Genomic DNA, 26,100 nt, shown 5'->3' with positions numbered 1-26,100 from the left:
CTCCAAGGCTTACAAGTTACTGCGGCGGTGCGACGCGCAGCACTTCTTCTAGGGTGGTAAGGCCGGCGGCAATTTTTTGCGCACCCGATAACCGCAGCGTACGCATTCCTTCACGCATGGCCTGTTTGCGCAATGCCTGTAAGTCGCAGCCTTCGGTAATCAACTGTTTCAAACTATCGGACAACACTAAAATTTCAAAAATACCTTGGCGCCCTAAATAGCCCGTGTTGCGGCACTCTAAGCAACCTACTGGGCGATACACGGTCTCGGGCATGGTAACTTTCCAAGGCTTCACCAGCGCACCCCACTCTTCACGCGGTAAGCTACCAGCCTCTTTACAATGCGGACACAAAGTTCGCACCAATCGCTGCGCCATAACACCCAGCAAGGTGGCATTAATAAGGTACGCAGGAATACCCAAATCTAACAATCGCGCAATGGTCGCGGGGGCATCGTTAGTGTGCAGCGTAGACAATACCAAGTGGCCGGTAAGCGCCGCCTGCACCGCCATTTGAGAGGTCTCTAAGTCACGCATTTCGCCCACCATAATAATGTCTGGGTCTTGGCGCATAAGTGTGCGAATGCCAGCGGCAAAGTCCAACTCAATTTTGTGATGAACCTGAGTCTGATTGAAACTCTCTTCTACCATTTCGATAGGGTCTTCAACGGTGCTGACGTTCACCTCACTGGTGGCCAGCTTACGCAACGAAGAATACAAAGTAGTGGTTTTACCCGAGCCGGTAGGGCCGGTCACCAACACGATACCGTTGGGCTTGCTGGTCATGCCTTCCCAGCGAGCAAAATCTTCGCCGACCAACCCCAAGTCGTGAAAGCTTCTGAGCAACACCTCGGGGTCAAAAATACGCATCACTAATTTTTCACCAAAGGCGGTGGGCAACGTGGAAAGCCGTAGCTCCACTTCGCTTTCATCACTGCGGCGGGTCTTGATCCGGCCGTCTTGCGGCTTGCGTTTTTCGGCGATATTCATGCGCCCCAACACTTTAAAACGGCTGACAACCGCCATTGCCACCGAGGCGGGCAGCTCGTAAACATCGTGCAGCACGCCATCTATGCGAAATCGGATGCGCGCCACCTCGCGGCGCGGTTCGATATGAATATCGCTGGCGCGCTGATCGTAGGCATATTGCAGCAACCAATCGACAATATTAATAACGTGCTTATCATCGGCATCTGGATCGCCCAGGGTCTTTAACTCAACCAGCTGCTCAAAATTAGTAGCCCCCGATCCAGCCGATCCACCGCTGGCACCAGAAACCGAGCGCGCGAGGGTATAAAACTCTATACTGAAGCGATCTATATCGGCCGGATTGGCAAACACCCGCCGCACCCGGCGGCGTGCCACATGCTCTACCTGCGGTTCCCAACCGGCCATAAACGGCTGGGCGCAAGCGATAACTACTTCGTCAGGGGTCACCTCAACACACAATATACTGTGGCGCCTGGCAAATGCGTAAGAGACCACAGCGGTAACTTGGGAGACGTTAATTTTGAGCGGATCGATATGCACTACGTCCAATCCAGCGCGCTCGGCCAACCAATGGGTTAGAGTTTCGGCATCCAGTAGTTTGCCGGGCCGAGTTAAGTCATCAACCGCTTGGCTGGCGATATACGCCAAAGGGTGCATGGCTGTTTGCTGGCGATTACGGTTAGCGCCCTGCAGCAAGTTGGCGTCTGCCTGACTCATGCGCCCATCGGCCACCAACTCATTCAACAGTGAGCGTAAATCCAACACTCGATCCGTCGCAACCTTTTGCGTCATACCATACTCCGTCAAGCTTTATGTCAGCTGCGATTGTAGCGCGCATCGACGGCAGCCGTCACGGCGCCGATTGCCATCTACTGCAAACAAATATGCCTTAACGGGTGACCTGACGCACAGATATTTTTATACTGCCCGCTCATTTTACGTAAGGAATACATTTTATGGCCCTTGGTAACCCTTTTTCCAACATGTTTGGACGCTCGCCCATTAAGCCTATGCAAGAGCATATGGCCGTGGTCGTTAACGCCTCAAGCAAGCTGGTGAGCTTCTTCGAGGCTGTCATCAACGATGACTGGGAACAGGCTCATGCCACCCAACAAGCCATTGTTGAGCTTGAGCACCAAGCCGATGACATGAAGAAACAACTGCGCTTGCACCTACCAAAAAGCTTATTTTTACCCGTACCGCGCACCGATTTACTCGAACTATTAAGCATGCAGGACAAGATTGCCAATAAAGCGCAAGATATTGCCGGTATTATGCTGGGTCGTAAAATGCGTATTCCCGCGTCACTGCAGCAGCTGTTTATCGAGTTTGTGCAATCGGGCCAGCGCACCGCAGAGCAAGCCCTCACCGCCATTAACGAGCTCGATGAATTACTCGAAACCGGGTTTAGTGGCCGCGAGCTTACTCTGGTAGAAGACATGATTGAAAAGCTCGATCAATACGAGCGTAAAAATGACGACCTACAAGTCGAGATTCGTTCAGAGCTGTATAAGCTCGAGTCCGAATGGCCGCCTGTAGATGTTATTTTTCTTTACAAGGTTATCGACTGGGTGGGGGATTTGGCCGACCGATCTCAGGCCGTTGGCAGTCGCCTACAGCTTTTACTTGCTCGCTGATACACGGCAGAACACTGCCTGATTTGCACCAACAATATTACTGGGGATACCTACATGACCGTTATCGCAGAATACGGCCAGATTCTTTTAATACTCGCCTGCGTATTTGGGCTTTTTATGGCCTGGGGGGTTGGTGCCAACGATGTTGCCAATGCCATGGGCACATCTGTTGGCTCTAAAGCGCTAACTATTAAACAGGCGATAATCATCGCCATGATTTTTGAATTCTTAGGTGCCTATCTCGCCGGCGGCGCCGTTACCGCGACCATCCGCAAAGGGATTATCGACCCCGCCATTATGGCCGGAACTCCCGAGCTACTGGTGTACGGGATGCTCTCGGCGCTACTGGCCGCTGGCACTTGGCTGATGATCGCCAGCATCCTCGGCTGGCCGGTATCCACCACCCACTCCATCGTCGGCGCCATCGTCGGGTTTGCCGCCGTGGGTATTTCGGTAGAAGCCGTCGCCTGGAGCAAAGTGCTGTCCATCGTCGCCAGCTGGGTAGTGTCGCCCATGTTAGCGGGAACCATGGCGTTTTGGATATTTCGCTCTGTCCAGCGGCTGATCTTAAATACCGAAGATCCGTTCTCTTCCGCCCAACGCTACATTCCTTTTTACATGTTCGCCGTGGGCTTTTTAATAGCCATGGTAACCATCCTTAAAGGCCTCAAACATGTCTTTAAAGATTCTGGTTTTTCCTTGAGCTTTCTCCAAAGCGCCGGAGTCTCCACCATTTTGGGTTTGGTAGTCGCTATCATCGGGGTGTATTTTTTACGTAACATCAAACGTGATGAAGCGAATGACTCTGGCAACCGCTTTGCTAATGTTGAACGTCTGTTTGCCATCCTTATGGTATTTACCGCATGTGCCATGGCATTTGCTCACGGCTCAAACGATGTTGCCAATGCTGTTGGCCCACTGGCCGCCATTATCAGTGTCATCAAAACCGGCAGTGTCACAACCACATCGGCTATGCCCAGCTGGGTGCTACTCATTGGTGGCGCGGGTATTGTTATTGGCCTTGCTACCTACGGCTTTAAAGTCATGGCAACCATCGGTAAAAAAATCACCGAGCTTACCCCCAGTCGCGGCTTTGCCGCCGAACTAGCCGCCGCCGCCACAGTAGTATTTGCCTCGGGTACCGGCCTGCCGATCTCCACCACTCACACCTTGGTAGGCGCCGTTCTTGGGGTTGGTCTGGCGCGCGGTATTGGCGCACTTAACCTGCGAGTTGTCGGCTCTATCTTCATGTCCTGGATCGTCACCTTACCAGCCGGTGCCGGACTCGCCATTTTATTCTTCTTTATGTTTAAAGGGATTTTTGGCTAACACCTCAACTCCACGTAAACATCTGTAAAAAGCCCGCATACGCGGGCTTTTTACTTTTAGCGGCAGAGTTAAAGTAATCCACAAATAGTGCCAAGCAATATTAGCTGTATTACACTCTCAAAACGATTTCTGAGACAAGCTGTTATGACCCTCAACCTAAAGCGCTACACCCACCACTTAAGCCGCTTGGTCGCCCAGCGTTCGGTCAGCTGTGCGCTGCCCGAGTGGGACACCAGCAATAAAGGTGTCATTGATCAACTCGCGGAAGACTTCAGCGAGTTGGGGTTTCAGGTTGAGGTTATCGCCGTGCCGGAGCATCCTGGCAAGTACAATTTACTCGCCACACTCGGCCGTGGCGAAGGCGGTTTAGTGTTTGCTGGACACAGCGATACCGTACCGTTTGACGCTAAACACTGGAGCTCCGACCCGTTCACCCTCACCGAGCGCGACGGCAAACTGTATGGCTTAGGAGCCACCGACATGAAAGGGTTTTTCCCTGCGGTTATGGAGGCGGTGCGCGATATTGACCCCACCAAACTACAGGCGCCGATTATTGTGCTTGCCACCGCCGATGAAGAGAGCAGCATGAGCGGTGCTCGAGCACTATTAAACACTGGCATCGCCCCCGGCCGCTATGCCGTAGTGGGCGAGCCCACCGGTATGCGCCCGATCAATATGCATAAAGGCATTTTGATGGAGTCTATCCGGGTGCTGGGTAAAAGTGGGCACTCATCCAACCCCGCTTTAGGCAATAGCGCGTTAGAGGCTATGCACGAAGTCACAGGCGAGCTTATACACTATCGCCAAGAGCTACAGACACGTTTTCACAACCCAGGCTTTACGGTAGCTGTACCCACGCTTAATTTAGGCTGTATTCATGGCGGCGATGGCGCCAATCGTATTTGCGGCGAGTGCGAGCTACACTTTGATTTACGCTCTGTGCCCGGCATGCACAACGATGAGCTGCGCGCCGAGATTAATCACAGGCTTGCGCCAATTGCCGAGCGGCGTCAGATTGATATTGTTTTTTCGACCCTATTTGAAGGTGTTGACCCGTTACTGCAACCACGCGACAGCGATCTTATTCGCGCCTGTGAAATGCTAACGGGAGTCACGGCGGAGGCCGTCGGCTTTGCCACCGAGGCTCCTTTTTATCGGCAGCTAGACATGCAAGCGGTTGTCATGGGGCCTGGCTCCATTGATCAAGCTCACCAACCCGATGAGTTTATCGCTATCGACCAACTGGCACCGGCAATTAAGGTATTAAAATCGCTTATTCATCATTTTTGTCAGCGCCAAACATCTGCGCCTCCACACCACAAGGGCCAAGCATGAGTGTGAGCAATATCCAAGATTACGCAAAATGGTTTCGCCATTCATCGCCCTATATTAATGCCCACCGCGGTAAAACCTTTGTGGTTATGCTGCCCGGAGAAGCACTCACGCACACCAACTTTAGCCATATCATTCACGACTTGGCGCTACTGGCAAGCTTAGGAGTCAAGCTGGTACTGGTGCATGGCGCACGCCCGCAAATCGATTTGCGCTTACATACCGATCAACGTACACCGGTGTTTCATGGCAACTTACGCATCACTGACAGCGAATCACTGCAAGGAGTCGTACAGGCTATTGGGGAAGCACGCATCACCTTAGAGGCGGCGCTGTCTACCGGGTTGCCCAACTCGCCCATGCACGGCGCACGCATCGAGGTGGCCAGCGGCAACTATGTCGCAGCCATGCCTCATGGGGTCATCGATGGTGTCGATTTACAGCACACAGGCAAAGTGCGCCGCATTAATGCCACCCAACTCACCCGCGCCCTAGATGCTGGCGCGATGGTGCTTCTATCTCCACTGGGATACTCCGCCACCGGCGAGGTGTTTAACCTCACGTACGCCGATGTTGCCACTCAAACGGCCATCGCGCTTAAAGCCGACAAACTCTTGGCCTATTGTGACACCGACGGCGTAACCGATGCCTCGGGCCGGCTGGTACGGCAATTTACCCTCGCTCAATGCAAACAGCATTTAAATGAGAATATCGACCAAGCCAGTGAGCTGGCACAGCTCGCCCTAGAAAGCGCCTACCTCAGCTGCTTACAAGGCGTACAACGTGCCCAGCTAATTAACTACACCACAGACGGCGCCCTACTGGCCGAATTGTTCACTCGCGACGGCCAAGGGACGATGGTTTACTCTGGCCACTACGAGCAATTACGCGGCGCCACGATCGACGATGTGGGTGGAATTTTAAGCCTAATAGAGCCGCTAGAGTCAGAGGGCATACTGGTTCGTCGCTCCCGCGAACTACTCGAAACCGAGATTTCAAAATTTAATGTATTGGAGAAAGACGGCACCATTATCGCCTGCGCCGCCGTCTACCCGTACGGCCAAGTAGCAGAGTTAGCATGTGTTGCCACACACCCTGAATACCGTAAAGGCGGGCGCGCCAGCCAGCTGTTAGAACAACTGGAGCGGCGCGCTCAAGATACCGGTATCAACACGTTATTTGTACTCACTACCCAGACTGCTCATTGGTTTTTAGAGCACGGCTTTGTTCCCGGCGCCATCAGCGATTTACCATTAGAGCGCCAGTCGCTGTACAACTACCAACGCGGCTCTAAGGTATTTATTAAAGATATTCGCTAAACCCACCCACCAGTGTCCAGCTACGCCGCCTGACCTTGCCGCGCCGATCTGATATTATCGGCGGTTAAAATTTTCCGACGTTTAGCTTTTGTGCTGAATGTTTTATTTGATAGTGCCAACGGGGTATTTATGCCAACCTATCGCTCCAGAACCACCACCGCCGGCCGTAACATGGCCGGCGCCCGCGCCTTGTGGCGCGCCACCGGTATGAAAGACGATGACTTTCAAAAGCCGATAATTGCCATCGCCAACTCGTTTACGCAATTTGTGCCAGGTCATGTGCACTTAAAAGACATGGGTCAACTGGTTGCTCGCGAAGTTGAAAAAGCCGGCGGTGTAGCCAAAGAATTCAACACCATCGCGGTGGATGACGGCATTGCCATGGGCCATGACGGTATGCTTTATTCGCTGCCTTCACGCGATATTATTGCCGACTCCGTCGAGTACATGGTTAACGCCCACTGTGCCGACGCAATCGTCTGCATCTCTAACTGCGACAAAATCACTCCAGGAATGTTAATGGCCGCCATGCGCCTTAACGTGCCCGTTATTTTTGTCTCGGGCGGCCCTATGGAGGCCGGCAAAACAAAATTGCTCGATCATGGCCTCGACTTGATCGATGCCATGGTGATGGCCGCTGACGACAGCGTCGACGATGAGACTCTCACCGAAGTTGAGCGTAGCGCCTGCCCTACCTGTGGCTCTTGTTCGGGTATGTTTACCGCGAATTCGATGAACTGCTTAACTGAAGCACTGGGTTTGTCTCTACCCGGTAACGGCACCATCGTCGCGACCCATGCCGACCGTGAAAAACTGTTTAAAAATGCCGGACATCGGATTGTCGAATTAGCCAAACGTTACTACGAAGGTAACGAGAAACACTTGCTGCCTCGCGCAATTGCCTCGAAGGCCGCTTTTGCCAATGCCATGGCGCTAGACATCGCCATGGGCGGCTCCACCAATACTATTTTGCACTTGTTAGCTGCAGCGCAAGAAGCCGAGTTAGATTTTAGTATGAGCGATATCGATCGTATATCGCGCGAAGTACCCCAGCTGTGTAAAGTCGCGCCCAACAGCCCGCAATATCATGTCGAAGATGTTCACCGCGCCGGCGGTGTAATGGCCATCTTAGGTGAGCTGGATCGCGCTGGCGTACTGGATACCAGCGTACCAACCGTTTACGGCGACACCTTAAAAGAAGCGTTGGATGAATGGGATATTATGCGTAACCCATCTGCTGAGGTAGTCGAGTTTTTTAAAGCCGGCCCCGGCGGTATACCCACTCAAGTTGCATTCTCGCAAGCGGCGCGCTGGCCCAGCCTTGACGGCGACCGCGCCACTGGCTGTATTCGCTCACTCGAACACGCATTCTCCACCGAAGGCGGTTTAGCCGTTCTATACGGTAACATTGCCGAAGATGGCTGCGTGGTAAAAACTGCAGGCGTAGATGACTCTATCTTGGTGTTTGAAGGCCCTGCGCACGTAGTGGAAAGCCAAGAGCAAGCAGTCGAACATGTACTAAACGATAAAGTATTAGCTGGCGAAGTGGTGATTATTCGCTACGAAGGCCCTCGCGGCGGACCGGGCATGCAAGAAATGCTCTACCCAACCAGCTACCTTAAATCAAAAGGTTTAGGTAAAGCGTGTGCCCTGCTAACAGATGGGCGCTTTTCTGGCGGCACCTCTGGCTTGTCCATCGGCCACGCCTCACCCGAAGCCGCTGCTGGCGGTGCTATTGGTTTGGTCGAACATGGCGACATTATTCGTATCGATATTCCTGCGCGGACCATCAATGTACAAATCAGCGCCCAAGAGCTAAATGAACGCCGCGAACGCATGGAGCAACGGGAAAAACCCTGGAAGCCTGAGCAACCGCGCCCGCGTAAAGTAAGCGCATCGCTTAAGGCTTATGCCATGCTGGTCACCAGCGCCGATAAAGGCGCTGTACGAGATTTAAGCCTGCTCGATTAAACACCGGCAGCCAAAGCAATCTAAAAAGCCTGTGCCATTCATTTGTGTCACAGGCTTTTTTTGTATCAAATAACAAACCTTATTAGATATGTCTTGATTTAACTAAAGCGGTTATGCCACTCAAACACCAAGCACAAAAAAACCGGCATAAGCCGGTTTTTTTGTGCTGATCAACAACTAATTACTTAGCCGTCTTTCAATGCTTCTTGACGTTTTTTCTCGCTTTCAGCGTATTTTGTCCACTGAGTGGCAAACTTACGACTGCGATCATCTTTTGCAGCTTGCTTAAAAGAAGCTACAGCAGCGTCAAAGTTATTACGCGATAGCTCTGCTTGACCAATGGTCAAATGAACTGAATCTGGGCGACTTAAACCGCCTTTTTTCAGAGCATTTTTACCAGCGGCAACAGCTTCGTTAAATTGATCTAACGAAAACAACAAACGCGCCAAATTAAAATACAAGTCGCCATCTTCAGCTTTAGCGGCTGCTCGTTTCATTTCGACCAAAGCTTTGTCCGTCTCTTGCGCTAAACGCCAAGAGTTAGCCAGCAACTCTAAGTTTTTAGACGTAGGCTCAATAATTTTATCTACATTGATGCCTTTATCTAAAACTTTAGCCGCCTTGTAAGGCGCATCCTGATCAATAAAACCGCCAGCTAGAGTACGCAACTGACCATCTTTATTTAAACCACCCATTACGTACATAGAGTCTAACGCACGATAGTAGTCATCAGTACGACCCAACTCGTAATACAAGCCCACCAGCTGACGCCAGTAACTCATCTTAGGGTATTGACGCACCAACTGCTCGACCACTTTCAAAGTAGCCGGATAGTCTTCACGCGTGTAATAAACTGCGCGAGCGAAGCCTAACCACTCTTCTTTAGGGATTTTGCCTGCGTCTTCATACTGACGAATAGCTTCCAGCATGTTTGCCAGTGCCGCATCTGAATTTTCGTTGGCATAAAACACCTGAGCGATCACAGCATACTGATCGGCCGAGATGTTGGTTACCATCTTGCTCCAACGCTTTAGATAATCTAGTGCTTTTTTCGGCTGATCTTCTTGGCTATACAGCTGCGCCAAGGTATACAGATACTGAGCTTCAGTACCCACTGGAAGGTTCGGAGTTTGCTTTACTACGTTCTCAAAACTTTCGATTGTTTTTTCGGTATTTTCGAGATTGTAATAAATAGAACCAAAGTAGGTGTAAACCATAACCTTTTCATACGGGTTGTAATCACCCATATCTTTGGCCATTTCGTTTACGATCTGCAACGCTTTACGCGGGTCAGACTTAGCACCCTCGGCAATAGCTTCTTCTGTCGGGTCTAACGCTTCGCTGACCTCTTGCAGATCTTTAATGAAGTTCTGCGACAAACCAGGCAAGCGACGCGGACTCAGCTTTTCCTCCGCCGGACGCATAATTTCTGAACTTTGAGCCTGTACACTACCGGCAACAAATAGCGATTGCTCGGGCACCAGTTGATACGCAGCAAAGCCAGTAAGTGCTGGCGCTGCAAGCAGCGCCGATGCTAATAATGACTTTTTAAAGGTGCCTGAAATTATCGATTTTACATTCTTCATTTTCATCACCCTTATTGCGCAAGCTCAAAGACAAAGCGGTTACGAACACCCACTACTTCCATAGGCGTACCGTCAACAACTCGTGGCTTATACTTGAACTTCTCGGCTGCTTTAATGGCTGCACGGTCAAAGATGCTGGTTTCCTTACCGGCTTTATCGATACCTTCGATAACAACTACATCTTTGGTAGAACCATTAATGGTTACCGTAAACTCTACTGTCACAAAACCTTCGATACCACGTTGCGCCGCACGACGCGGGTACTGAGGCGCCACTTTAACGATAGGCAGATATTCACCATCACCACCAATGCCACCGGCACTAATATTGATATCAGAGCTTAACGTCGGTGCCGTCATATTTAACCCTTCAGGGTTAATATCAGGCGTATCGAAATCAGGCTCTGGAATATCCGGCGGCGGAGTTTCAGGCGTTTCAGGCTTATCAGGCTTAGCCGTCTCGTAACGGACTTCGATCTCGGTATCCGGCATGCGAATATCTTCGATACGTACCTGCTCTTCTTGCTCATCAGCCTTCAGATCAGAGTTGATCAGTGAGTGCATCAGAAAAAGAAGGCCGAGGGTCACGACCACCGCCAAAACGGCAGCAATAATTACTCTTACAAGATTCATAGCGGCCTATTTCTTAGCTGTAGAGACAGCGACGTTACTCACATTCAACTGACGAGCAGTATCGGCAACTTCGGCTAGCAGTTCAACGCTAGATTCAGCATCAGCCTGAATAACAACGGAGCCTCTTGGGTTGTCGGCAAGCAAGCGCTCTATTTGCGCTCGCACCCCACGGGGATCGATCTGGTTTTTATCAATCCAGATTTCATCCTCGTCTGTGATAGCAATCAGGATACTGGCGTTTTTCTTTTCGTCAGCCATGGTTGCTTCAGGACGAGTCACTTCGACCCCGGCCTCTTTAATAAATGTGGCAGTCACAATGAAGAAGATCAACATGATGAAAACCACATCGAGCATAGGGGTTAAATCGATCGCCCCGGTCTGATCGTCTTCAGATTCGTTTTTCCTGCTCATGACAAATCTCTTATTACTGGTTGATACGACGTGCCAGCCTTAGTGATCCATTGTCAGGTGATCGGCAAACAACTGATTTTCACGCTCGGCAATACGATTGAGGTAGGTGTTGGCAAACAAGCCAGACAGCGCAGCAACCATGCCCGCCATTGTCGGGATTGTCGCTTTAGATACACCGCCTGCCATTTCCTTGGCATCACCACCACCGGTCATCGCGAGAACGTTAAACACTTCAATCATACCGGTAACCGTACCCAGTAGACCAAGCAGAGGACATAAGCTCACCATAGTGGCGATCATGTCCATATTGGTATTCACCTTCTGCTCAATCTTAGAAATCAGTGCCGTACGGATCTGGCGGGCGTTCCAAGATTTGCGCTCACTGCGCGCTTCCCACATATCCAAAGACTGTTGAAGATCACCTTTTAGACCGCCTTTGAAATACCACACCCGCTCAAAAATCAGGGTCCACATGACAAAGGTAAGGGCGGCAATGAATAACAATACCATACCGCCCTGATCCAAAAAGGCTCTAATGGCTGCGATAGCTTCCATTAATGCCAGCATGCTTCTATCTCCTACTTGCGTTCTGCGTTTTCGGCGATGATACCAGCCGACTGTTCTTCAAGAACATGAATAACACGCTTGGCTCGGCCATTAACCACGGTGTGGATCAATACCACAGGAATCGCTACTAACAGACCCCAAACCGTTGTGATCAATGCAGAGGAGATACCGCCTGCCATGTTTTTCGGATCACCTGCACCGAAAATTGTAATCGCTTGGAAGGTCAAGATCATACCGGTAACGGTACCCAACAGACCCATCAGCGGTGCAACAGCGGCGATAATTTTTAGAATCGCCAAGCCACTTTCGATAGCCGGACGCTCTTTCAATACCGCTTCTTCGAGTTTTAGCTCCAAAGTTTCGGTATCGGCGCTTGAATTTTCTTCAGCCGCTTTCAATACACGACCCAGAGGGTTGTTAGTATTGGCCTTCTTAGACTTCAACTGACTGCTAACCTTCGCGCTTACAGTAAACAGGTAAACGATGCGCCACAGACCAATCAACAGACCCAGTGCACCCACAGCCATAATGGCATAACCAACCACACCACCTTGAGTCAACAAGCGCTCTTTCCAGGTTGGGCTGTTAATCAGCGCACCTAGCAAAGTGCCGCCAGCGGGACCGGTGGGGTCAAGACCAACACCAACCAAACCAGAGGTGGCCGATTGCAACTCAGACGCCGAGTTCAAGTAGTTACTGTCAGGCTGACGAATCAGCTCTTCCATTTTGTAACCGTCTTGCACGTAGTTTAAGTATTTGCCTTCAGACACTAAGTTGTAAGAACCGATACGCACAACTTGTTGCTCAGCATTTTCGCCATTAGGCTTGATCACAGTACCGGTAAAGGTAACAACGCGACCGCTCTCAACCATTTGACGCTGCTGCTCGTACCACAGACGCTCGATTTCATCGAGGCTAGGCAAGCGAGTGCTTGAGTTCATTTTATCGATCAGCTCTACCAAGAACTCACCGCGGTTTGGATACTGCGCCGAGATTAGAGAGGTGTTCAAGGTTGAACGTAAGTCACCGGCAGTAGAAGTTAAATGACCGAACAGTTCACGCAGTGAACCGAGACGCTCATTAAACTGCTGACGCTTGGCATCCACATCAAGCTCTTGCTTGGCATGGGTATCTTCTAAACGCTCAGAACGACGCTCTTCAGCAGCCAAAGTATCTTGGGACTGCTTTAACAAGCTCGCCTGATTGCCTTTTTGGCGGGTAAATTGTTGCTCACGCTTACGATGCTCTGCAGTTTCAGAGATGCGTGAGTCTTTTACCATGTTTAACAGCTCATCAAGGCTTGCAGCCTTGTCGCTTTCTTGTGCCATTACAGCACTGGTGCTCAGTAAGCCGGCAGCCACAACTACCAGACAGCGTTTTGCAAACTTCATTTTCATTTTGCTGCCTCCGGCGCTTGGACAGGTACAAACATAATGTCTTTAGAGGCTTCGTTACGCGCAATGCGCAAGCCTTTCAGGATAGTGCTGCGGTATGAGTCATCTAACTCAACCCATGCACCCTGAGTAGGATCCCAGGCACCTGAAGATTCGGTGTCGGTTGTTTGGTACATCAGAGAAACGCGGCCGATACGCAGAATGTTAACTTCGCGCTCTTGTCCACCCACTTCTAATGTGTCGCGGTACGCCTCGATGAAACGACCGTAATCGCTCTCGATTTTGTAGGCTTCCAACACTTGACGGAATTTTTCAGCAACTGAGATATCGGCGCGATCTTGGTTGTTACGCAGCATCTCGATACGAGCCAGACGATCATCTATTTTAAATGGCTTGTCTAACTTCACGAACTGTTCCAGCCCGTCGAGCATACGCATAACCAACGGCTGGATGCGACGTTCGATAACGGTAACGTTTTCGATGGATTCGTCCAGATCTTTGATTACGGCCAACTGAGCAGCGATTTGCTTTTCAAGCTGACTGTTGTAAACGCGCATATCTTCGACCTGCTTATTAACCTGCTTAAATTGCACTAGCAGATCCTCAGTCTCCTGAGATAAACGGTCAATACGTTTTTGAGAGTCTCGCGCCAAAGTAGTTTTGGCCTGACTTACCTGAAGAATTTCGTCCAGGGTTTGATCTGCCAAAGCCACACTACCTACTAGTGCGCTGGCAGAAAGCACAGTGGTCAGAGCCACGGCTTTCAATCGCTGTTTTTTCATAATTCCCCCAACTCGGGTGCTTGCAATCAGGTTATATGCGACAGAATTCTGCCACAGACACATAATCCACGAATACCTCTTTCGAGGCTGCTTAAGAACGCAGCATTGTAATAAGAGGGTTCCTCTACATTCAATGCTTTATCCAAATGGTATTGCGCATGTGTACATCGGTATCAGAAAGGTAACACTTTTTGGCGTCACACCCGAACACGAGTAACACTTGGTCAATCATTAACCTGCACATTGTTGCTAAATCGGCCTGCCTTATACGGTTTAATTATTAAGACTCGGCGACTCTGCACGACTCCAGTATCAAAAACTGATGACGCAGCGGAGCCTCTGCATCACCCTCTTGGCGAGATACTTCCCGCCAAATCTCGCTCGACAGCTCAGGGAAAAATGCATCCGCCCCTTCCACTGTTACCGCTATTTCCGTTTTGTAAATTCGATCGACGTAAGGCAGGGCGGCACGATATATCTGCTCGCCACCAATAATTACCACCTCGTCACCTTCGGCCTCAGCTCGTGCCAGCGCAATTGCCTCTGGCACACTGGCAACACACCGCACACCCTCGGGGGCGGGCCACTCTCGATCACGACTAATAACGATATTTAACCGGCCCGGTAGCGGCCGACCAATTGACTCGTAAGTTTTGCGGCCCATCATAATAGGCTTACCTAAGGTCACGCACTTAAAGTATTGTAAATCGGCCGGCAAGTGCCAAGGCATTGCATTGCCTTTACCAATCGCATTGTCCTGCCCGCAGGCGACAATCATTGCTACCTTCATAATATTCTCGGCTTTTTATATGCCCGCAATTAAACGGCAATAGGAGCCCTGATCCGCGGATCGGGGTTATAGCCCTCAAAGCTAAAATCTTCTAGCTGATAATCAAATACCGATGCCGGCCGGCGCGCAATAACCAAGCGCGGCAAAGCTTTAGGCGTGCGCGCCAACTGCTGATAAACAATGTCATCGGTCAGATGGTTATGATACAGATGGCAATCACCAAAGGTATGCACAAAATCGCCCACCTCTAGATCACACTGCTGGGCGATCATATGAGTTAATAGCGCATAGCTGGCAATATTAAACGGCACCCCCAAAAACAAATCGGCACTGCGCTGGTACAGCTGGCACGACAACTTGCCATCGGCGACATAAAACTGAAACAGCGTATGGCAGGCCGCCAACGCCATTCGACCCGCTGCCACATTGGCTTGCGGCGCCATCGATTCGTCGGGAAGGTCGGCCGGATTCCAAGCGCTGACAATTAAGCGACGCGAGCTGGGCTTAGTTTTAATTTGCTCTATAACATCACTGATTTGGTCAATTGTGCTGCCGTCGGGGCAGGCCCAGCTGCGCCATTGCTTACCATACACGGGACCCAGGTCCCCCGCATCGCTGGCCCACTCGTTCCAAATATTACAGCCACGCTCTTGCAGCCAGGTAACATCGGTTCGGCCCTGCAAAAACCACAGCAGCTCGACAATAATGCTTTTTAAATGCACTGCCTTGGTGGTGACCAACGGAAACCCTTGGCTTAAATCAAAACGTAACTGACGACCAAACACCGAGCGGGTGCCAGTGCCGGTGCGATCGCCGCGATCTGTGCCGGAGTCGACCACATCGCGCATCAAATTTAAATATTGTTTCACGAGACATCCTTAGTGACGGCTTGTGGTTTAGTGCGGCCGCTAAACTTGTAGGCGTAAATTAACAAACCGACACCCAAGATAGCCATAGGTAAGCACAGCAACTGGCCACGAGTAACCCAGCCGAGCAAATCAAACTGAATGTGCTGATCCGGCTCACGGGCAAACTCGGCCAAACTGCGAAAGCAAGCATAGCCAATTAAAAACACACCACTTACCGCCGCCGTGGGGCGTGGCTTACGTGAAATCCAATACACTAAAACAAACAGCAGCAGCCCCTCAAGAACCAACTGGTATAACTGCGATGGATGGCGCGGCAGCAACTCGGGATCTTTGGGAAACACCATCGCCCAAGGCAAATCGGTAGGGCGCCCCCACAACTCTTGGCCGATAAAGTTGCCCAGCCGACCAAAGCCAAGCCCTAACGGCACAATAGGCGCGACGAAATCTGTCAGACGCAAAAAAGGGATATGAATACGGTGAGCATAAAACAGCATGGCCAGTGTTACGCCGATAAGCCCGCCATGAAACGACATACCGCCTTCCCATATACGGAACAACCAAAGCGGATCGCGCATCCAGGCATCAAAATTGTAAAACACGACATAGCCAACACGCCCCCCCAGCACGACACCAAACGCGCCGTAGGTGATGAGGTTTTCGACCTGTGCAGGCGTTACTGGAGAACCCGGCAACTTGGCGCGACGCATTGCAATGTACCAAGCCGATGCAAACGCCAGCAGGTACATAAGGCCATACCAGTGAACATCCAGAGGACCAATAGATACAGCGATGGGATCGATATTGGGATGGGTGAGCATAAAACAGCGCCAGCAATAAAAAGAGCGGCAATCATAACACCGCAAATGAGTCAGTTAAAACCACGACACCGCTTAAGCGCGCAATTTAAAAAATCCGATAAAACATCCAAACCAAACCGCTAGGCGTCAAGCTCTAGCGGTCGCACCACACGGTTAACACCGATATCTTGCAACATTTGGTCGATTCGCGCGCGCACCTGCTCGGCCTCGACCAAGTGCATAACATCCTCTAATAACGCCTCAGCTTGAGCCAGATTGATGGCGCGAATCACCGACTTAACTTTAGGCAGGTTAGTGGCGTTCATTGACAGTACATCGTAGCCCATCGCCATAAGCAAAATCGCCGCGCCAGGATCGCCCGCCAACTCGCCACAAATACCCACGCTAACACCTTGAGTGTGGCCGTCGCTTACCACCTGCTGCAAGGCGCGAAGCACGGCCGGGTGAAAGGCTTGATACTGATCGGCAACTCGGGCGTTATTGCGATCGACCGCCAGCAAGTACTGGGTTAAATCGTTACTGCCGACCGACAAAAAGTCCACCCTTGCGGCCAATTCGCGAGCCTGATAAACCGCTGCGGGCACCTCAATCATCACCCCAAGCGGCGGCAAATTAACCTCATAGCCCTCTTCTAGCAATTCATTGTAAGCGCGATAAATAAGCGCCTTAGATTGCTCCAGCTCCGACACACTAGAAATCATGGGCAGCAAAATGCGCAAGTTATCCAGTCCGCTACTCGCCTTTATCATTGCCCGAATTTGGGCAAGAAAGATTTCGGGATGATCAAGGGTTACCCGGATGCCGCGCCACCCCAAGAACGGATTGTCTTCCTGGATGGGGAAATACGGCAAGGCTTTGTCGCCGCCAATATCCAAGGTACGCATGGTAACTGTGTGAGGTGCAAAAGCCTCTAATTGTTCACGGTAAATAACTCGCTGCTCTTCTTCCGAAGGAAAACGATCACGCAACAAAAACGGCACCTCAGTCCGATACAGGCCCACGCCTTCGGCACCACGCTCGAGCGAACGCACCACATCGGCCATCAAACCGGTGTTTACCCACAGAGGTAAACGGTAGTGATCTAATGTCTCACAAGGAAGATCTTTAAGCGCCTCCAGCCCCTTTACCAGCTCTAGCTCTTCTTTGGCGATAGCTTGGTAATGTTTACGTAATTGCTTGCCCGGATCGCTGTAGACCACTCCCTTGTAACCGTCGACAATAACCGGCCGACCATCCATTCGGGTATAGGGCAAATCAATCGCCCCCATCACTGTAGGAATCCCCATGGCGCGAGCCAAAATAGCGACGTGCGAGTTACCCGAGCCCTGCACCGACACCAAACCCGCCAATTTACTCTCGGGCACTTCGCCCAACATTGAAGCGGTTAGCTCATCGCCAATTAAAATAGTGTTTTCAGGGTAGATTTTACAGCTTTGATTGGACTCTTGCAGGTAAGCCAGCACTCGACGCCCGAGATCGCGTACATCGGTGGCGCGTTCGCGTAGATACGCGTCATCCATATCGGCAAAATTATTTTCGTGCTCGAGGATCACCTCACTCCAGGCATAGGGGGCACAGGTGCCCTCGCGAATCCTGTTGGTCACCTCGCCGCCCAGAGCAGCATCATCGAGCATCGCCAAGTAAGCATCAAACAGCGCTCGCTCTTCGCGATTCAAGCGCCCCTCCAACTGCTCTCCCAGCGCTTTAATATCGTCCCGCACAGCATTGAGGCAGCGCTTAAAGAATGCCAGCTCTGCATCAATATCCTCGCATCGCTGGTATGGCACGCCTTTTAAATCGGCCAGCGGAGCCACTACCACCGACTCGCCAATAGCGATGCCAGGCGCGCCCGAGACACCGACAAAGCGTGTCTGTGCGGCCGCAGCACCCACGGCCACCATAGTGCCAGTCGCCTCGGCATGGGCAATAACACCGGCCAACTGAGCCGACATAGTCACCAAGAAGGCCTCATCGCCTTCGTCAAAACGGCGACGTTCGGATTGCTGTACGACCAACACCCCCAGCACCTGGCGATGATGAATAATAGGCACACCCAAAAACGAGCTAAAGTGCTCTTCACCCGTCTCTGGAAAGTATTGATAAGCAGGGTGAGCTTCGGCATCTTCTAAATTAACCGGCTCTTCGCGCGTTGCCACTCGCCCCACCAAGCCCTGGCCGAGCATCATCCGCACCCGCCCTACCGCTTGTTGCTGCAGACCGTCAGTGGCCATTAACACATAGTCGTTGCTCGGGCCGCGTAAATACACCGAGCACACCTGGGTTTGCATAGCTCGTTTGACACGCGTGACGATAATCGCCAGCGCTTTGGGCAAATCGCGAGCGGCATTCACCTCCTGAACAATACTACGCAATGAGTTGAGCATGGATTCCATTAATTTCTCAGTTCTTAATCACTCATTTAAACTGCACTCAGCCGGCAGCGGTACGCTCAAGCTGACAGAGCACTGGCGACAATTCTTTTAAGGCTCGACGATAGACGTCGCGCTTAAACGCAACTACTTCGCCCAGCGGGTACCAATAACTTACCCAGCGCCAGTCATCAAACTCGGCACGACCGCCATTTTCTAAGCAGATACGGGCATCACCCGCTTTAATTTTTAATAAAAACCACTTTTGCTTTTGACCAATACACAACGGCTGCGTATTTTGGCGAATTAAGCGGTGTGGCAAGCGGTAACGCAGCCAGCCTCGGGTGCAAGCGAGCACCTCGACATCGGCCTCGGTGAGTCCCACCTCTTCTCCCAGTTCTCGAAACAGCGCCTGCTCTGGGGTTTCATCCTGGTGGATACCACCTTGAGGAAACTGCCAAGCATCTTGGCCGCCCACGCGCCGCGCCCAGAGAACCTGCCCCTGATCGTTGCTTAAAATAATCCCAACATTGGGGCGAAAGCCATCGGCGTCTATCACATTAAATTCCCGTTGTGTCCGTCTTTTTATTACGTGGCGGTGAAACTCTTGTATTGTTCCACAAAAAGGCCTGCTGCAGCAATTGAGGTTACACAACCCGGGCGCGAACACCAAGTCAATAACTCGCAAGGCTTGAGAGCTAATGCCGCCGGCGCTATGCTAGCGCGCTTATCACACAGAATTTAAGGAAATCATGTGGCACTGGCCATTTTTGACCTAGACAACACCCTGATTAACGGTGACAGCGACCATAGCTGGGGCGAATTTTTACTGGCGCGTAAACTGGTGGACGAACAGCAGTATCGCCGCCAAAACGATCAGTTTTATCAAGATTACCAGCGCGCCTGCCTTGATATTGATGCCTATTTGCGGTTTGCTCTAGAGCCTTTAACCCAGCACAGCCCTACCGAGCTGGCCCAATGGCAGCAAGACTTTATGCGCGAATGCATAGAGCCGATTATGCTACCAAAAGCGCAACAACTGCTAGCAAAGCATCGTGAACGAGGTGATTACTTACTCATTATCACCGCCACCAACGGTTTTATTACCCGCCCAATAGCCAAACGCCTCGGAGTCGATGAAATCCTAGCCACCGACCCCGAACTTAAAAACGGCCGCTACACCGGCCGCTACCTAGGTACGCCATGCTTTGGCGCCGGTAAAGTTACCAACCTCAACGTGTGGCTTAAGCAACACAATAAAAACCTAGAAGACAGCTATTTTTACAGCGATTCTATTAACGATTTACCATTACTCGAACAGGTATCACACCCGGTTGCCGTCAACCCTGACGAGCGCTTAGCCGCCATTGCCCGCGAGCGTCATTGGCCGATTATGGATTTACACTAACCATCATGAAAATTATTTGGGGGGTTTTTGCCTTAACTCTGCTGACCAGCTGCGAGCGCAATACGGCGCCGCCCCAGCCATCAACCCAATTACCAACGGCCAATAGCACAACAAGCACCGCCGGAGCCGACCAAACTGCTATTCAACGCAAGAGCGTGCAGCTGTGGGATGATACCGGCCGGCAATTGCAGCAATTTACTGCCAGCTGCGAAACATTACAGACAACGGTAGCACAACTGCTGCTAACCCCCGATGACTCTCACCTGCAGGCCGCTCAACACCAGTGGCGTCAAACCCACGGCCAGTTGCGTCAACTGGCGATACCCATGGCCCTTGCAACGCATAACCCCGGGTTATTTACGCCGCTGGCACAGGCGCTCAGCAGTATCGACCAACAGCCCATTGCCGCCGGCTACCTAGACAGCGTCACGGGCTATCCCCACAGCGGTCTGATCAATGACATTAGCCTCGACATCAACCACACCCATTTGCGCCAGCAACACGGCTTAACCGCCGCCAACGAGGCCAGCCTAGGCTTACACCCGTTAGAATTTATATTGTTTGGTGAAACCGGACAGCGCCGCGCCGCAGATTTTGTCCAGGCAACTGCGGGCACAGCAACATTGCTTGACCCGCACAATCGGCGGCGTGACTACCTTACTGTTGCCAGCACACTCTTGTGCGATGACAGCGCCGCGTTAACACGCCAATGGATCGATCCGCAATCGCCCATCGCCGCACCCTATTTTGCCTTAACACCAGCCGAGCGATTGCAATTGTGGCAGCAAATGCTCAGCCATGAATTAGCATCTCTAAGCTCACCGCAGGCAACGCAACACTGTGAGTTTGCCGCAAACGGTTGCAGCGTAAGGTGGCGCCAGCAAGGGCTAAACCACTTTATTATCGAAGCCGAAGACTTGCTGCCCATTCTGACAAAACAGCAAAAGACTCAATGGCTAAGCGCTGCGGCAGCTCTGCGCACCGCACTCAGCACCGAGCCGAGCAACGATGCCGCCGCGCGGCAAGCGGTATCAGCATTAGCCCAAGCCCTTAATGATCGCGATTAAATACTCGGGTAAACACGGCTTTTAAGTAATTTGTTTCGATAATCGCGGGGTGTACTGGGTGATCTGGTCCCTGCCCGCTAAAATGAACCAAGCGCGCATCGCGTCCGGCTTTTTGAGCACTGGCCCGGACGATGTCAGTTAACGTCTCGGCGGCCAAATGCATCGAGCAAGAGGCTGACACTAGCAAGCCGCCCTCTGCCAACAACTTTAACCCCAGCTCATTAATATGTCGGTACGCCGCCTCACCCGCTTTTTGATCTTTACGACGCTTAATAAACGCCGGCGGGTCGAGTACGACTACATCAAATTTTTCGCCCTCGGCCAACAGCGCTTTCATCACTTCGATCGCTTTGCCCTGCCGCCCACTAACACGATCCTGCACGCCATTTAACTCGGCATTAGCCACCACTCCGGCAATCGCACGGGCCGACGCATCGACACATACCACCCGCTCGGCACCCGCGGTTGCCGCCTGAATACCCCAGCCGCCAATGTAGGAAAAAACATCTAACACGCGCTTGCCGTTGACCCACTGGCGCAGCTGTGCCCGACCCATTCGGTGATCGTAAAACCAGCCCGTTTTTTGTCCCGAGGCGATCGGCGCGACAAATCGTGTATCGTTCTCGATCAGCTCGACCTCGTCGGGCACCTCGCCGTAAGCCACCTCGGTATAACGGGTCAAGCCCTCCAGCTCGCGGGCGCTGTGATCATTAGCAAGCAACACTCCTGTGGGCTGTAATAACGTCACCAGCTGTTCAACCACCAGCTCGCGCACCGCCTCCATTCCCGCCGAGGCGATCTGTACGACAAGGTAATCACCAAACCGGTCGACCACCAAGCCAGGCAGCAAATCACTATCGCCAAAAATCAAACGATAATAAGGCTGACTAAAGGCTTGTTCACGCAGAAAAAGAGCATTAGTAATTCGCGACTGCAGTAACTTAGCGTCAAGCTGGGCTTCATCGCGACTGATAAGCCGAGCGCAAATAAGGCTGGCGGGATTAATCAGCGCCACGCCTAGTAATTCATCGCGGTTATTCACAACCCGCACCTGTTGACCGGGGCTGAAAGCTTTCAGTGGACTGCGGTTAACGTCTACTTCGTTGCTGTAGATCCACAAATGACCACGACGCAAACGGCGATCAGTTTGTGGCTTGAGGTAAAGGCTGGGCAGGTTCATCGGCGATCTCCGCGATCTAAAGGGGCTAAACCGCGCCAGTATACTGAAAAACTACTCAGTCAGTGTATTTAATGGCACCTGCGTTTGATCACCAAAGGTTTTTATGTCGACCTCAGTCGCACTTTCTTTGCACTCACCACGCAACCATTGCTGTTGCATATTAAGACGAAAATCCAGCTCCATATATCCGTCTCGGCAATAACCTGTTGCCGCCACAACGTATGCCGTACGACGCTGCAGTTTTTCGTAATCACGCCGGTCCGGAACGTAGCGTGGCGCTTGCACCAGTGCACGTGCGGACAGCTCGGTCGCCCGCCCTAATAAATAGGTAAATTGCTTACTATTATTGGGCGAGATATGAACCGTGAGTGACTGCGGGGTATTGCCGTAAGAAGGCACGGATGAGCAGCCCACTAAACCTGCCAGCAATAAAATGCTGCCCAGCGGCCAAAACAATGCCAACCGGCAACGAGCAGTTAAAACTGGACTGATTAAAAAGAAGTTGATCATAAATGGCTTAGGTTGAATAAATCAGACGTTACCCTAAGCCATTTTTTGCGTCGCAACAAGAGCGCCGGCAAAGCTACGGCAGCACTACCTGCACCATATTAGAAGGCGCCGACTCGCCGCTCTCGTTAATGGCAATCACTCGGTAGTAATACATCTGGCCCGGCACTAAGGTATCGGGGTCACGAAACAACGCTTGTTGATAGGGTCGATACTCTTGCAAGCCATCTGAGATATTGTCACCAATCACCCGCCAAGGGCCGGCAGCATTAATAGCCCGCTCGATACGATAAGTACGCCCCAGCGGTGCGCCCATAAAGTCTATTCGCACGCGTGGATCGGCAATGGCCCGCAACTTAGGAGCCTCGGGTGCGGGCAATGGCGGTGCGGCATTTAAACCAATCATTTGCGCTTGCGCTTTACGCACTAAATTCACCACTTGCAACTCCTCGTTCGCAGCGCCCTCAGAGAAACCTGGAATATGGTAACTGTAGTGACCGGTATACTCTTTATGCCAATAAAAGCCACCGTTATGACGATGCCCGCGAAAGCCCCAAATAAAAGCACCCGCAGCACGCGCGCCTTGATACTCGGTGTGTACCGCCGCCTGCATAATGTCATTCAGCCCTGCGGCATCGCGCAGGCCAAACTCACCGATTAAGTAAACCTTTTTACCCGCTATCGATTTCAAATCCGCCAAAATTTGCTCGGGGTTATTATTGTTATTTGTGGTGTAAAAATGATTAGAAATAATATCCACATTGGGATCATCAAGAGCAAACTTATTAATTTTTAAATAAGTCCCATCTATGACCAAATGATTGCTATCGAGCTCTTTAATAAGCGCCGCTGTCTGGGTCACAAACGCCTCGCCGGAGTCTTTTAACTCGTTGCCAGTCTCCCAAGCCATAATGGCTTTTTCATCTTTGTAACGACGATTAGTCAGAGTGTTAGTGCGATTGATAACTTGACGAATAATAGCTTGATAAGCCGCATAAGTTTTACTATTAGTGTCGTAAAAATCGTCGGCTGATTCACCGTAAAAAGCGGCCAGCTGCTCGCGTCCACCCCACCATTTCCAGTGATCAATAAAAGGTAAAATCAAACGCAGGCCATACTGATCTGCCAGTGCAATCATGCGATCATAATGCACCATCGCGGCCTCATTTAAGCGCGGCATATCACCGGCTTGTAGCGGGGCCAAAATATGCGTTTCTCGACCACACTCAACATCTGCCGGAGTCGCCACAGACAATACGTAAACACGCATTGCACGGTGGCCACTTTTTACCAACGCTTTAATCCAGTTTTCTTGTTCATCAGCGGTAGGCCAACGAAAGTACTGCCCCCAGCCACGTGGATCTGCAACGCAAGTGCCGCGTGCATCATCTTCTATGCGGTGTAGCTCGGGGGCGTGAATGCCGGCAAAGCGAAACTCTTGCTCCCCCTCCATCAAGCGGTGCCCGTCGCGACTAATAAACTCATCCAAAGCCTGGGACGGCAAAGCGACCAACAATAAAGACATAAATAAAACAAAAAGCATTAAAGCTCGAGGGGAAATCGCCATGACTGCTCCGGAAAATGATATTTCCCGCAAGCTTAGCAGCTTAACGGCAAAATGTAACCCGTTACACGCATTGCTTCTTGGTCGACGAACAACGCCTAAGCTTGCACGCAGACCCGATTGCGACCTTCGTCTTTTGCGCGATACAAGGCGCTATCGACGCGATCAAGTATTGCATTAAAAGGCTCGCCTGGATGACATACGGTGACACCAAAGCTCATTGTCATATGGATCGAATCGTCACCAAAGCGAAATTCGTGAGCCTCGACCGCGGCGCGAATAGCCTCGGCCGCCGCCTCTGCTTGCGCCAAATCACAATTTTCCAACAACAGTAAAAACTCTTCGCCGCCCCAGCGGCACAATGTGTCTGAATCACGAACACAACTAGCAATAACCGCCGACACTGTGCGTAACACCTCGTCACCACGCTGATGGCCATAGCTGTCGTTGATTTCTTTAAAGTGATCCAAGTCCATACTCGCCAAAGCCAGCGGAGTATTCCGGCGTCGGGTGTTTTTAACGGCGCGGGCAAAGACCCAATCGAATGCTTGCCGATTAGCGGCTCCGGTAAGCTTGTCTTGGGTGGCCATTTTTTCAAGCCGGCGCTGATAACCTCGCACAGTTAAGTGTGCCAGCAGTACAACAATCACGGTAATCGCGAGTGACACTAAAATGTTAAGCACCAGAGCGCGCTCGATCCTCTGGGCAGCTGGGTCGTTGATCTGCTCCACCACCAAATACCAGTCAAACTCCGGCACTAAACGACTGTTAAGGTAAACCTTATTACCATCTTCCCTATTGTAAGTTAGCGAGGCAGTCTGACTGGTGAGCACTTGAGTAAGAAGTCGATCCTGGCCAACTTTATCTTTTAAATACATGGCACTGTTAAAGCCACTGCCATGTAAGGCGAGCTGACCGTTGCGGTCAACAAAATAAATTATCCGACCATAGCGCTTCTGGTAGTCTTCGATTAATGCCATCACCGACGCAACAGACAAACCAACACCCGTGATGCCGACTAAGTCACCGCGCTCATCCAGTACTCGGTAATTAACAAAAATACTCAACCGGGTCGGATCAGCAGTGTCATGATCGACATTAATCTCGTGCTCGCCGGTCAACTGACGCGCATGAAAGTACCAACTGTCAGCGGGGTCCGTCGAGTCAACTTTTTTAATAATTCCGCTAGGGTGGTAGTAATTACGGGTTTTCTCAGAGACAAAAAAAGCGGTGATGGTATCGTACTTATTTTGAATACGTGTCAGATACTCTGCGATTCTAGCTGGCTCCTGCTCGCCGCTAATGACCCACTCAGTAACAAAAGTGTCGTGCGCCATCAGCGATGAGATCAGTAACGGCTGCAGTAAGTCTCGCTGAATTTCGGAATAAATATTATCACTCGTCAAGGGCAACATTTGCTCTTGCAGCTGAGCTGCCACCGAGTCTTTAGCGACAAAGTAGCTGACCAAACTGGTGGCGAGAAACCCCACCAGCAACAGCAAACAAAGTGCTGATACAAAAAATAACTTGCGCTGTATCATAAAACGGGGCTCGTGTAGAAAAATGCGACATTGGCGTCA

Annotated in this window: 23 protein-coding genes; 7 read left to right on the top strand and 16 right to left on the bottom strand. The window is 51.3% G+C overall.

The genetic code is table 11. The features are described from left to right. Positions 1-16: 16 nt before the first annotated feature. Entirely contained in the window at positions 17-1,780 is a 1,764-nt protein-coding gene (locus GILYN3_RS13580; protein ID WP_049723494.1) for a GspE/PulE family protein, read from the bottom strand. Positions 1,781-1,944: 164 nt separating this feature from the next. On the opposite strand from GILYN3_RS13580, the gene GILYN3_RS13575 reads away from it, so the two are divergent. The 5 genes from GILYN3_RS13575 to ilvD all read left to right on the top strand — a co-directional run bounded on the left by GILYN3_RS13575 (position 1,945) and on the right by ilvD (position 8,576). Further along, positions 1,945-2,625, top strand: coding sequence for a TIGR00153 family protein (locus GILYN3_RS13575; protein ID WP_049723493.1), 681 nt, complete (start codon positions 1,945-1,947; stop codon positions 2,623-2,625). A gap of 54 nt (positions 2,626-2,679) precedes the next feature. Next, a complete protein-coding gene (locus tag GILYN3_RS13570) occupies positions 2,680-3,954 on the top strand; it encodes an inorganic phosphate transporter (RefSeq protein WP_049723492.1) in 1,275 nt (424 codons plus the stop codon). 144 nt (positions 3,955-4,098) lie between these two features. Continuing rightward, entirely contained in the window at positions 4,099-5,289 is a 1,191-nt protein-coding gene (gene argE / locus GILYN3_RS13565) for an acetylornithine deacetylase (RefSeq protein ID WP_049723491.1), read from the top strand. Continuing rightward, on the top strand, positions 5,286-6,605 hold the full coding sequence (argA, locus tag GILYN3_RS13560) for an amino-acid N-acetyltransferase (protein WP_084005446.1): 1,320 nt from the start codon (positions 5,286-5,288) through the stop codon (positions 6,603-6,605). The genes argE and argA overlap by 4 nt, the downstream gene beginning before the upstream one ends. Positions 6,606-6,734: 129 nt before the next feature. Next, on the top strand, positions 6,735-8,576 hold the full coding sequence (ilvD, locus tag GILYN3_RS13555; RefSeq protein WP_049723963.1) for a dihydroxy-acid dehydratase: 1,842 nt from the start codon (positions 6,735-6,737) through the stop codon (positions 8,574-8,576). A 185-nt stretch (positions 8,577-8,761) separates the two neighbouring features. On the opposite strand, the gene GILYN3_RS13550 is transcribed toward ilvD, so the two are convergent. The 11 genes from GILYN3_RS13550 to GILYN3_RS13500 all read right to left on the bottom strand — a co-directional run bounded on the left by GILYN3_RS13550 (position 8,762) and on the right by GILYN3_RS13500 (position 19,353). After that, positions 8,762-10,162, bottom strand: a complete 1,401-nt coding sequence (locus tag GILYN3_RS13550) for a tetratricopeptide repeat protein (RefSeq protein ID WP_049723490.1) — start codon at positions 10,160-10,162, stop codon at positions 8,762-8,764. Between the two features lie 11 nt (positions 10,163-10,173). Continuing rightward, positions 10,174-10,794 carry an energy transducer TonB gene (locus tag GILYN3_RS13545; protein WP_049723489.1) on the bottom strand — a complete coding sequence of 207 codons (621 nt, stop codon included), beginning with the start codon at positions 10,792-10,794 and terminating at the stop codon, positions 10,174-10,176. A 6-nt stretch (positions 10,795-10,800) separates the two neighbouring features. Next, positions 10,801-11,205 carry an ExbD/TolR family protein gene (locus GILYN3_RS13540; protein WP_049723488.1) on the bottom strand — a complete coding sequence of 135 codons (405 nt, stop codon included), beginning with the start codon at positions 11,203-11,205 and terminating at the stop codon, positions 10,801-10,803. A gap of 39 nt (positions 11,206-11,244) precedes the next feature. Next, positions 11,245-11,772: a MotA/TolQ/ExbB proton channel family protein gene (locus GILYN3_RS13535; protein WP_049723487.1), complete on the bottom strand. Its 528-nt coding sequence runs from the start codon at positions 11,770-11,772 to the stop codon at positions 11,245-11,247. 11 nt (positions 11,773-11,783) lie between these two features. Continuing rightward, positions 11,784-13,169: a MotA/TolQ/ExbB proton channel family protein gene (locus GILYN3_RS13530; RefSeq protein WP_049723486.1), complete on the bottom strand. Its 1,386-nt coding sequence runs from the start codon at positions 13,167-13,169 to the stop codon at positions 11,784-11,786. Then, on the bottom strand, positions 13,166-13,948 hold the full coding sequence (locus GILYN3_RS13525) for a DUF3450 domain-containing protein (RefSeq protein ID WP_049723485.1): 783 nt from the start codon (positions 13,946-13,948) through the stop codon (positions 13,166-13,168). The genes GILYN3_RS13530 and GILYN3_RS13525 overlap by 4 nt, the downstream gene beginning before the upstream one ends. A 280-nt stretch (positions 13,949-14,228) precedes the next feature. Continuing rightward, on the bottom strand, positions 14,229-14,738 hold the full coding sequence (locus tag GILYN3_RS13520; protein ID WP_049723484.1) for a dihydrofolate reductase: 510 nt from the start codon (positions 14,736-14,738) through the stop codon (positions 14,229-14,231). Between the two features lie 29 nt (positions 14,739-14,767). Continuing rightward, positions 14,768-15,607: a thymidylate synthase gene (locus GILYN3_RS13515; RefSeq protein WP_049723483.1), complete on the bottom strand. Its 840-nt coding sequence runs from the start codon at positions 15,605-15,607 to the stop codon at positions 14,768-14,770. Beyond that, positions 15,604-16,425 carry a prolipoprotein diacylglyceryl transferase gene (gene lgt / locus GILYN3_RS13510; protein WP_049723482.1) on the bottom strand — a complete coding sequence of 274 codons (822 nt, stop codon included), beginning with the start codon at positions 16,423-16,425 and terminating at the stop codon, positions 15,604-15,606. The genes GILYN3_RS13515 and lgt overlap by 4 nt, the downstream gene beginning before the upstream one ends. A 119-nt stretch (positions 16,426-16,544) precedes the next feature. Next, the gene (ptsP, locus tag GILYN3_RS13505) at positions 16,545-18,809 is read right to left on the bottom strand and encodes a phosphoenolpyruvate--protein phosphotransferase (RefSeq protein WP_049723481.1); all 2,265 of its coding nucleotides are present in this window, start codon (positions 18,807-18,809) and stop codon (positions 16,545-16,547) included. Positions 18,810-18,855: 46 nt separating this feature from the next. Continuing rightward, entirely contained in the window at positions 18,856-19,353 is a 498-nt protein-coding gene (locus tag GILYN3_RS13500; RefSeq protein WP_049723480.1) for an RNA pyrophosphohydrolase, read from the bottom strand. 195 nt (positions 19,354-19,548) lie between these two features. On the opposite strand from GILYN3_RS13500, the gene GILYN3_RS13495 reads away from it, so the two are divergent. Then, the gene (locus GILYN3_RS13495) at positions 19,549-20,202 is read left to right on the top strand and encodes a histidinol-phosphatase (RefSeq protein ID WP_049723479.1); all 654 of its coding nucleotides are present in this window, start codon (positions 19,549-19,551) and stop codon (positions 20,200-20,202) included. 5 nt (positions 20,203-20,207) lie between these two features. Continuing rightward, on the top strand, positions 20,208-21,269 hold the full coding sequence (locus tag GILYN3_RS13490; RefSeq protein WP_049723478.1) for an imelysin family protein: 1,062 nt from the start codon (positions 20,208-20,210) through the stop codon (positions 21,267-21,269). On the opposite strand, the gene GILYN3_RS13485 is transcribed toward GILYN3_RS13490, so the two are convergent. The 4 genes from GILYN3_RS13485 to GILYN3_RS13470 form a co-directional block, all read right to left on the bottom strand. Further along, positions 21,253-22,449, bottom strand: a complete 1,197-nt coding sequence (locus GILYN3_RS13485; RefSeq protein WP_049723477.1) for a class I SAM-dependent rRNA methyltransferase — start codon at positions 22,447-22,449, stop codon at positions 21,253-21,255. The two genes, GILYN3_RS13490 and GILYN3_RS13485, sit on opposite strands and share 17 nt — an antisense overlap. A gap of 51 nt (positions 22,450-22,500) precedes the next feature. Further along, a complete protein-coding gene (locus GILYN3_RS13480; protein WP_049723476.1) occupies positions 22,501-22,959 on the bottom strand; it encodes a hypothetical protein in 459 nt (152 codons plus the stop codon). A 73-nt stretch (positions 22,960-23,032) separates the two neighbouring features. After that, positions 23,033-24,481, bottom strand: coding sequence for a glycoside hydrolase 5 family protein (locus tag GILYN3_RS13475; RefSeq protein WP_198147387.1), 1,449 nt, complete (start codon positions 24,479-24,481; stop codon positions 23,033-23,035). A 137-nt stretch (positions 24,482-24,618) separates the two neighbouring features. Beyond that, positions 24,619-26,061, bottom strand: coding sequence for a sensor domain-containing diguanylate cyclase (locus GILYN3_RS13470; protein ID WP_049723475.1), 1,443 nt, complete (start codon positions 26,059-26,061; stop codon positions 24,619-24,621). Positions 26,062-26,100 lie beyond the last annotated feature (39 nt).

It is taken from the genome of Gilvimarinus polysaccharolyticus, assembly GCF_001187555.1.
GTDB lineage: Bacteria > Pseudomonadota > Gammaproteobacteria > Pseudomonadales > Cellvibrionaceae > Gilvimarinus > Gilvimarinus polysaccharolyticus.
This window is presented reverse-complemented; position numbering and strand designations above follow the sequence as displayed.

Excerpts from the sequence above, each read along its gene's own strand:
- GILYN3_RS13580 (WP_049723494.1), bottom strand. The coding sequence starts at position 1,780 with ATGACGCAAAAGGTTGCGACGGATCGAGTGTTGGATTTACGCTCACTG.
- GILYN3_RS13575 (WP_049723493.1), top strand. The coding sequence starts at position 1,945 with ATGGCCCTTGGTAACCCTTTTTCCAACATGTTTGGACGCTCGCCCATT.
- GILYN3_RS13570 (WP_049723492.1), top strand. The coding sequence starts at position 2,680 with ATGACCGTTATCGCAGAATACGGCCAGATTCTTTTAATACTCGCCTGC.
- argE (WP_049723491.1), top strand. The coding sequence starts at position 4,099 with ATGACCCTCAACCTAAAGCGCTACACCCACCACTTAAGCCGCTTGGTC.
- argA (WP_084005446.1), top strand. The coding sequence starts at position 5,286 with ATGAGTGTGAGCAATATCCAAGATTACGCAAAATGGTTTCGCCATTCA.
- ilvD (WP_049723963.1), top strand. The coding sequence starts at position 6,735 with ATGCCAACCTATCGCTCCAGAACCACCACCGCCGGCCGTAACATGGCC.
- GILYN3_RS13550 (WP_049723490.1), bottom strand. The coding sequence starts at position 10,162 with ATGAAGAATGTAAAATCGATAATTTCAGGCACCTTTAAAAAGTCATTA.
- GILYN3_RS13545 (WP_049723489.1), bottom strand. The coding sequence starts at position 10,794 with ATGAATCTTGTAAGAGTAATTATTGCTGCCGTTTTGGCGGTGGTCGTG.
- GILYN3_RS13540 (WP_049723488.1), bottom strand. The coding sequence starts at position 11,205 with ATGAGCAGGAAAAACGAATCTGAAGACGATCAGACCGGGGCGATCGAT.
- GILYN3_RS13535 (WP_049723487.1), bottom strand. The coding sequence starts at position 11,772 with ATGCTGGCATTAATGGAAGCTATCGCAGCCATTAGAGCCTTTTTGGAT.
- GILYN3_RS13530 (WP_049723486.1), bottom strand. The coding sequence starts at position 13,169 with ATGAAAATGAAGTTTGCAAAACGCTGTCTGGTAGTTGTGGCTGCCGGC.
- GILYN3_RS13525 (WP_049723485.1), bottom strand. The coding sequence starts at position 13,948 with ATGAAAAAACAGCGATTGAAAGCCGTGGCTCTGACCACTGTGCTTTCT.
- GILYN3_RS13520 (WP_049723484.1), bottom strand. The coding sequence starts at position 14,738 with ATGAAGGTAGCAATGATTGTCGCCTGCGGGCAGGACAATGCGATTGGT.
- lgt (WP_049723482.1), bottom strand. The coding sequence starts at position 16,425 with ATGCTCACCCATCCCAATATCGATCCCATCGCTGTATCTATTGGTCCT.
- ptsP (WP_049723481.1), bottom strand. The coding sequence starts at position 18,809 with ATGCTCAACTCATTGCGTAGTATTGTTCAGGAGGTGAATGCCGCTCGC.
- GILYN3_RS13490 (WP_049723478.1), top strand. The coding sequence starts at position 20,208 with ATGAAAATTATTTGGGGGGTTTTTGCCTTAACTCTGCTGACCAGCTGC.
- GILYN3_RS13485 (WP_049723477.1), bottom strand. The coding sequence starts at position 22,449 with ATGAACCTGCCCAGCCTTTACCTCAAGCCACAAACTGATCGCCGTTTG.
- GILYN3_RS13480 (WP_049723476.1), bottom strand. The coding sequence starts at position 22,959 with ATGATCAACTTCTTTTTAATCAGTCCAGTTTTAACTGCTCGTTGCCGG.
- GILYN3_RS13475 (WP_198147387.1), bottom strand. The coding sequence starts at position 24,481 with ATGTCTTTATTGTTGGTCGCTTTGCCGTCCCAGGCTTTGGATGAGTTT.
- GILYN3_RS13470 (WP_049723475.1), bottom strand. The coding sequence starts at position 26,061 with ATGATACAGCGCAAGTTATTTTTTGTATCAGCACTTTGTTTGCTGTTG.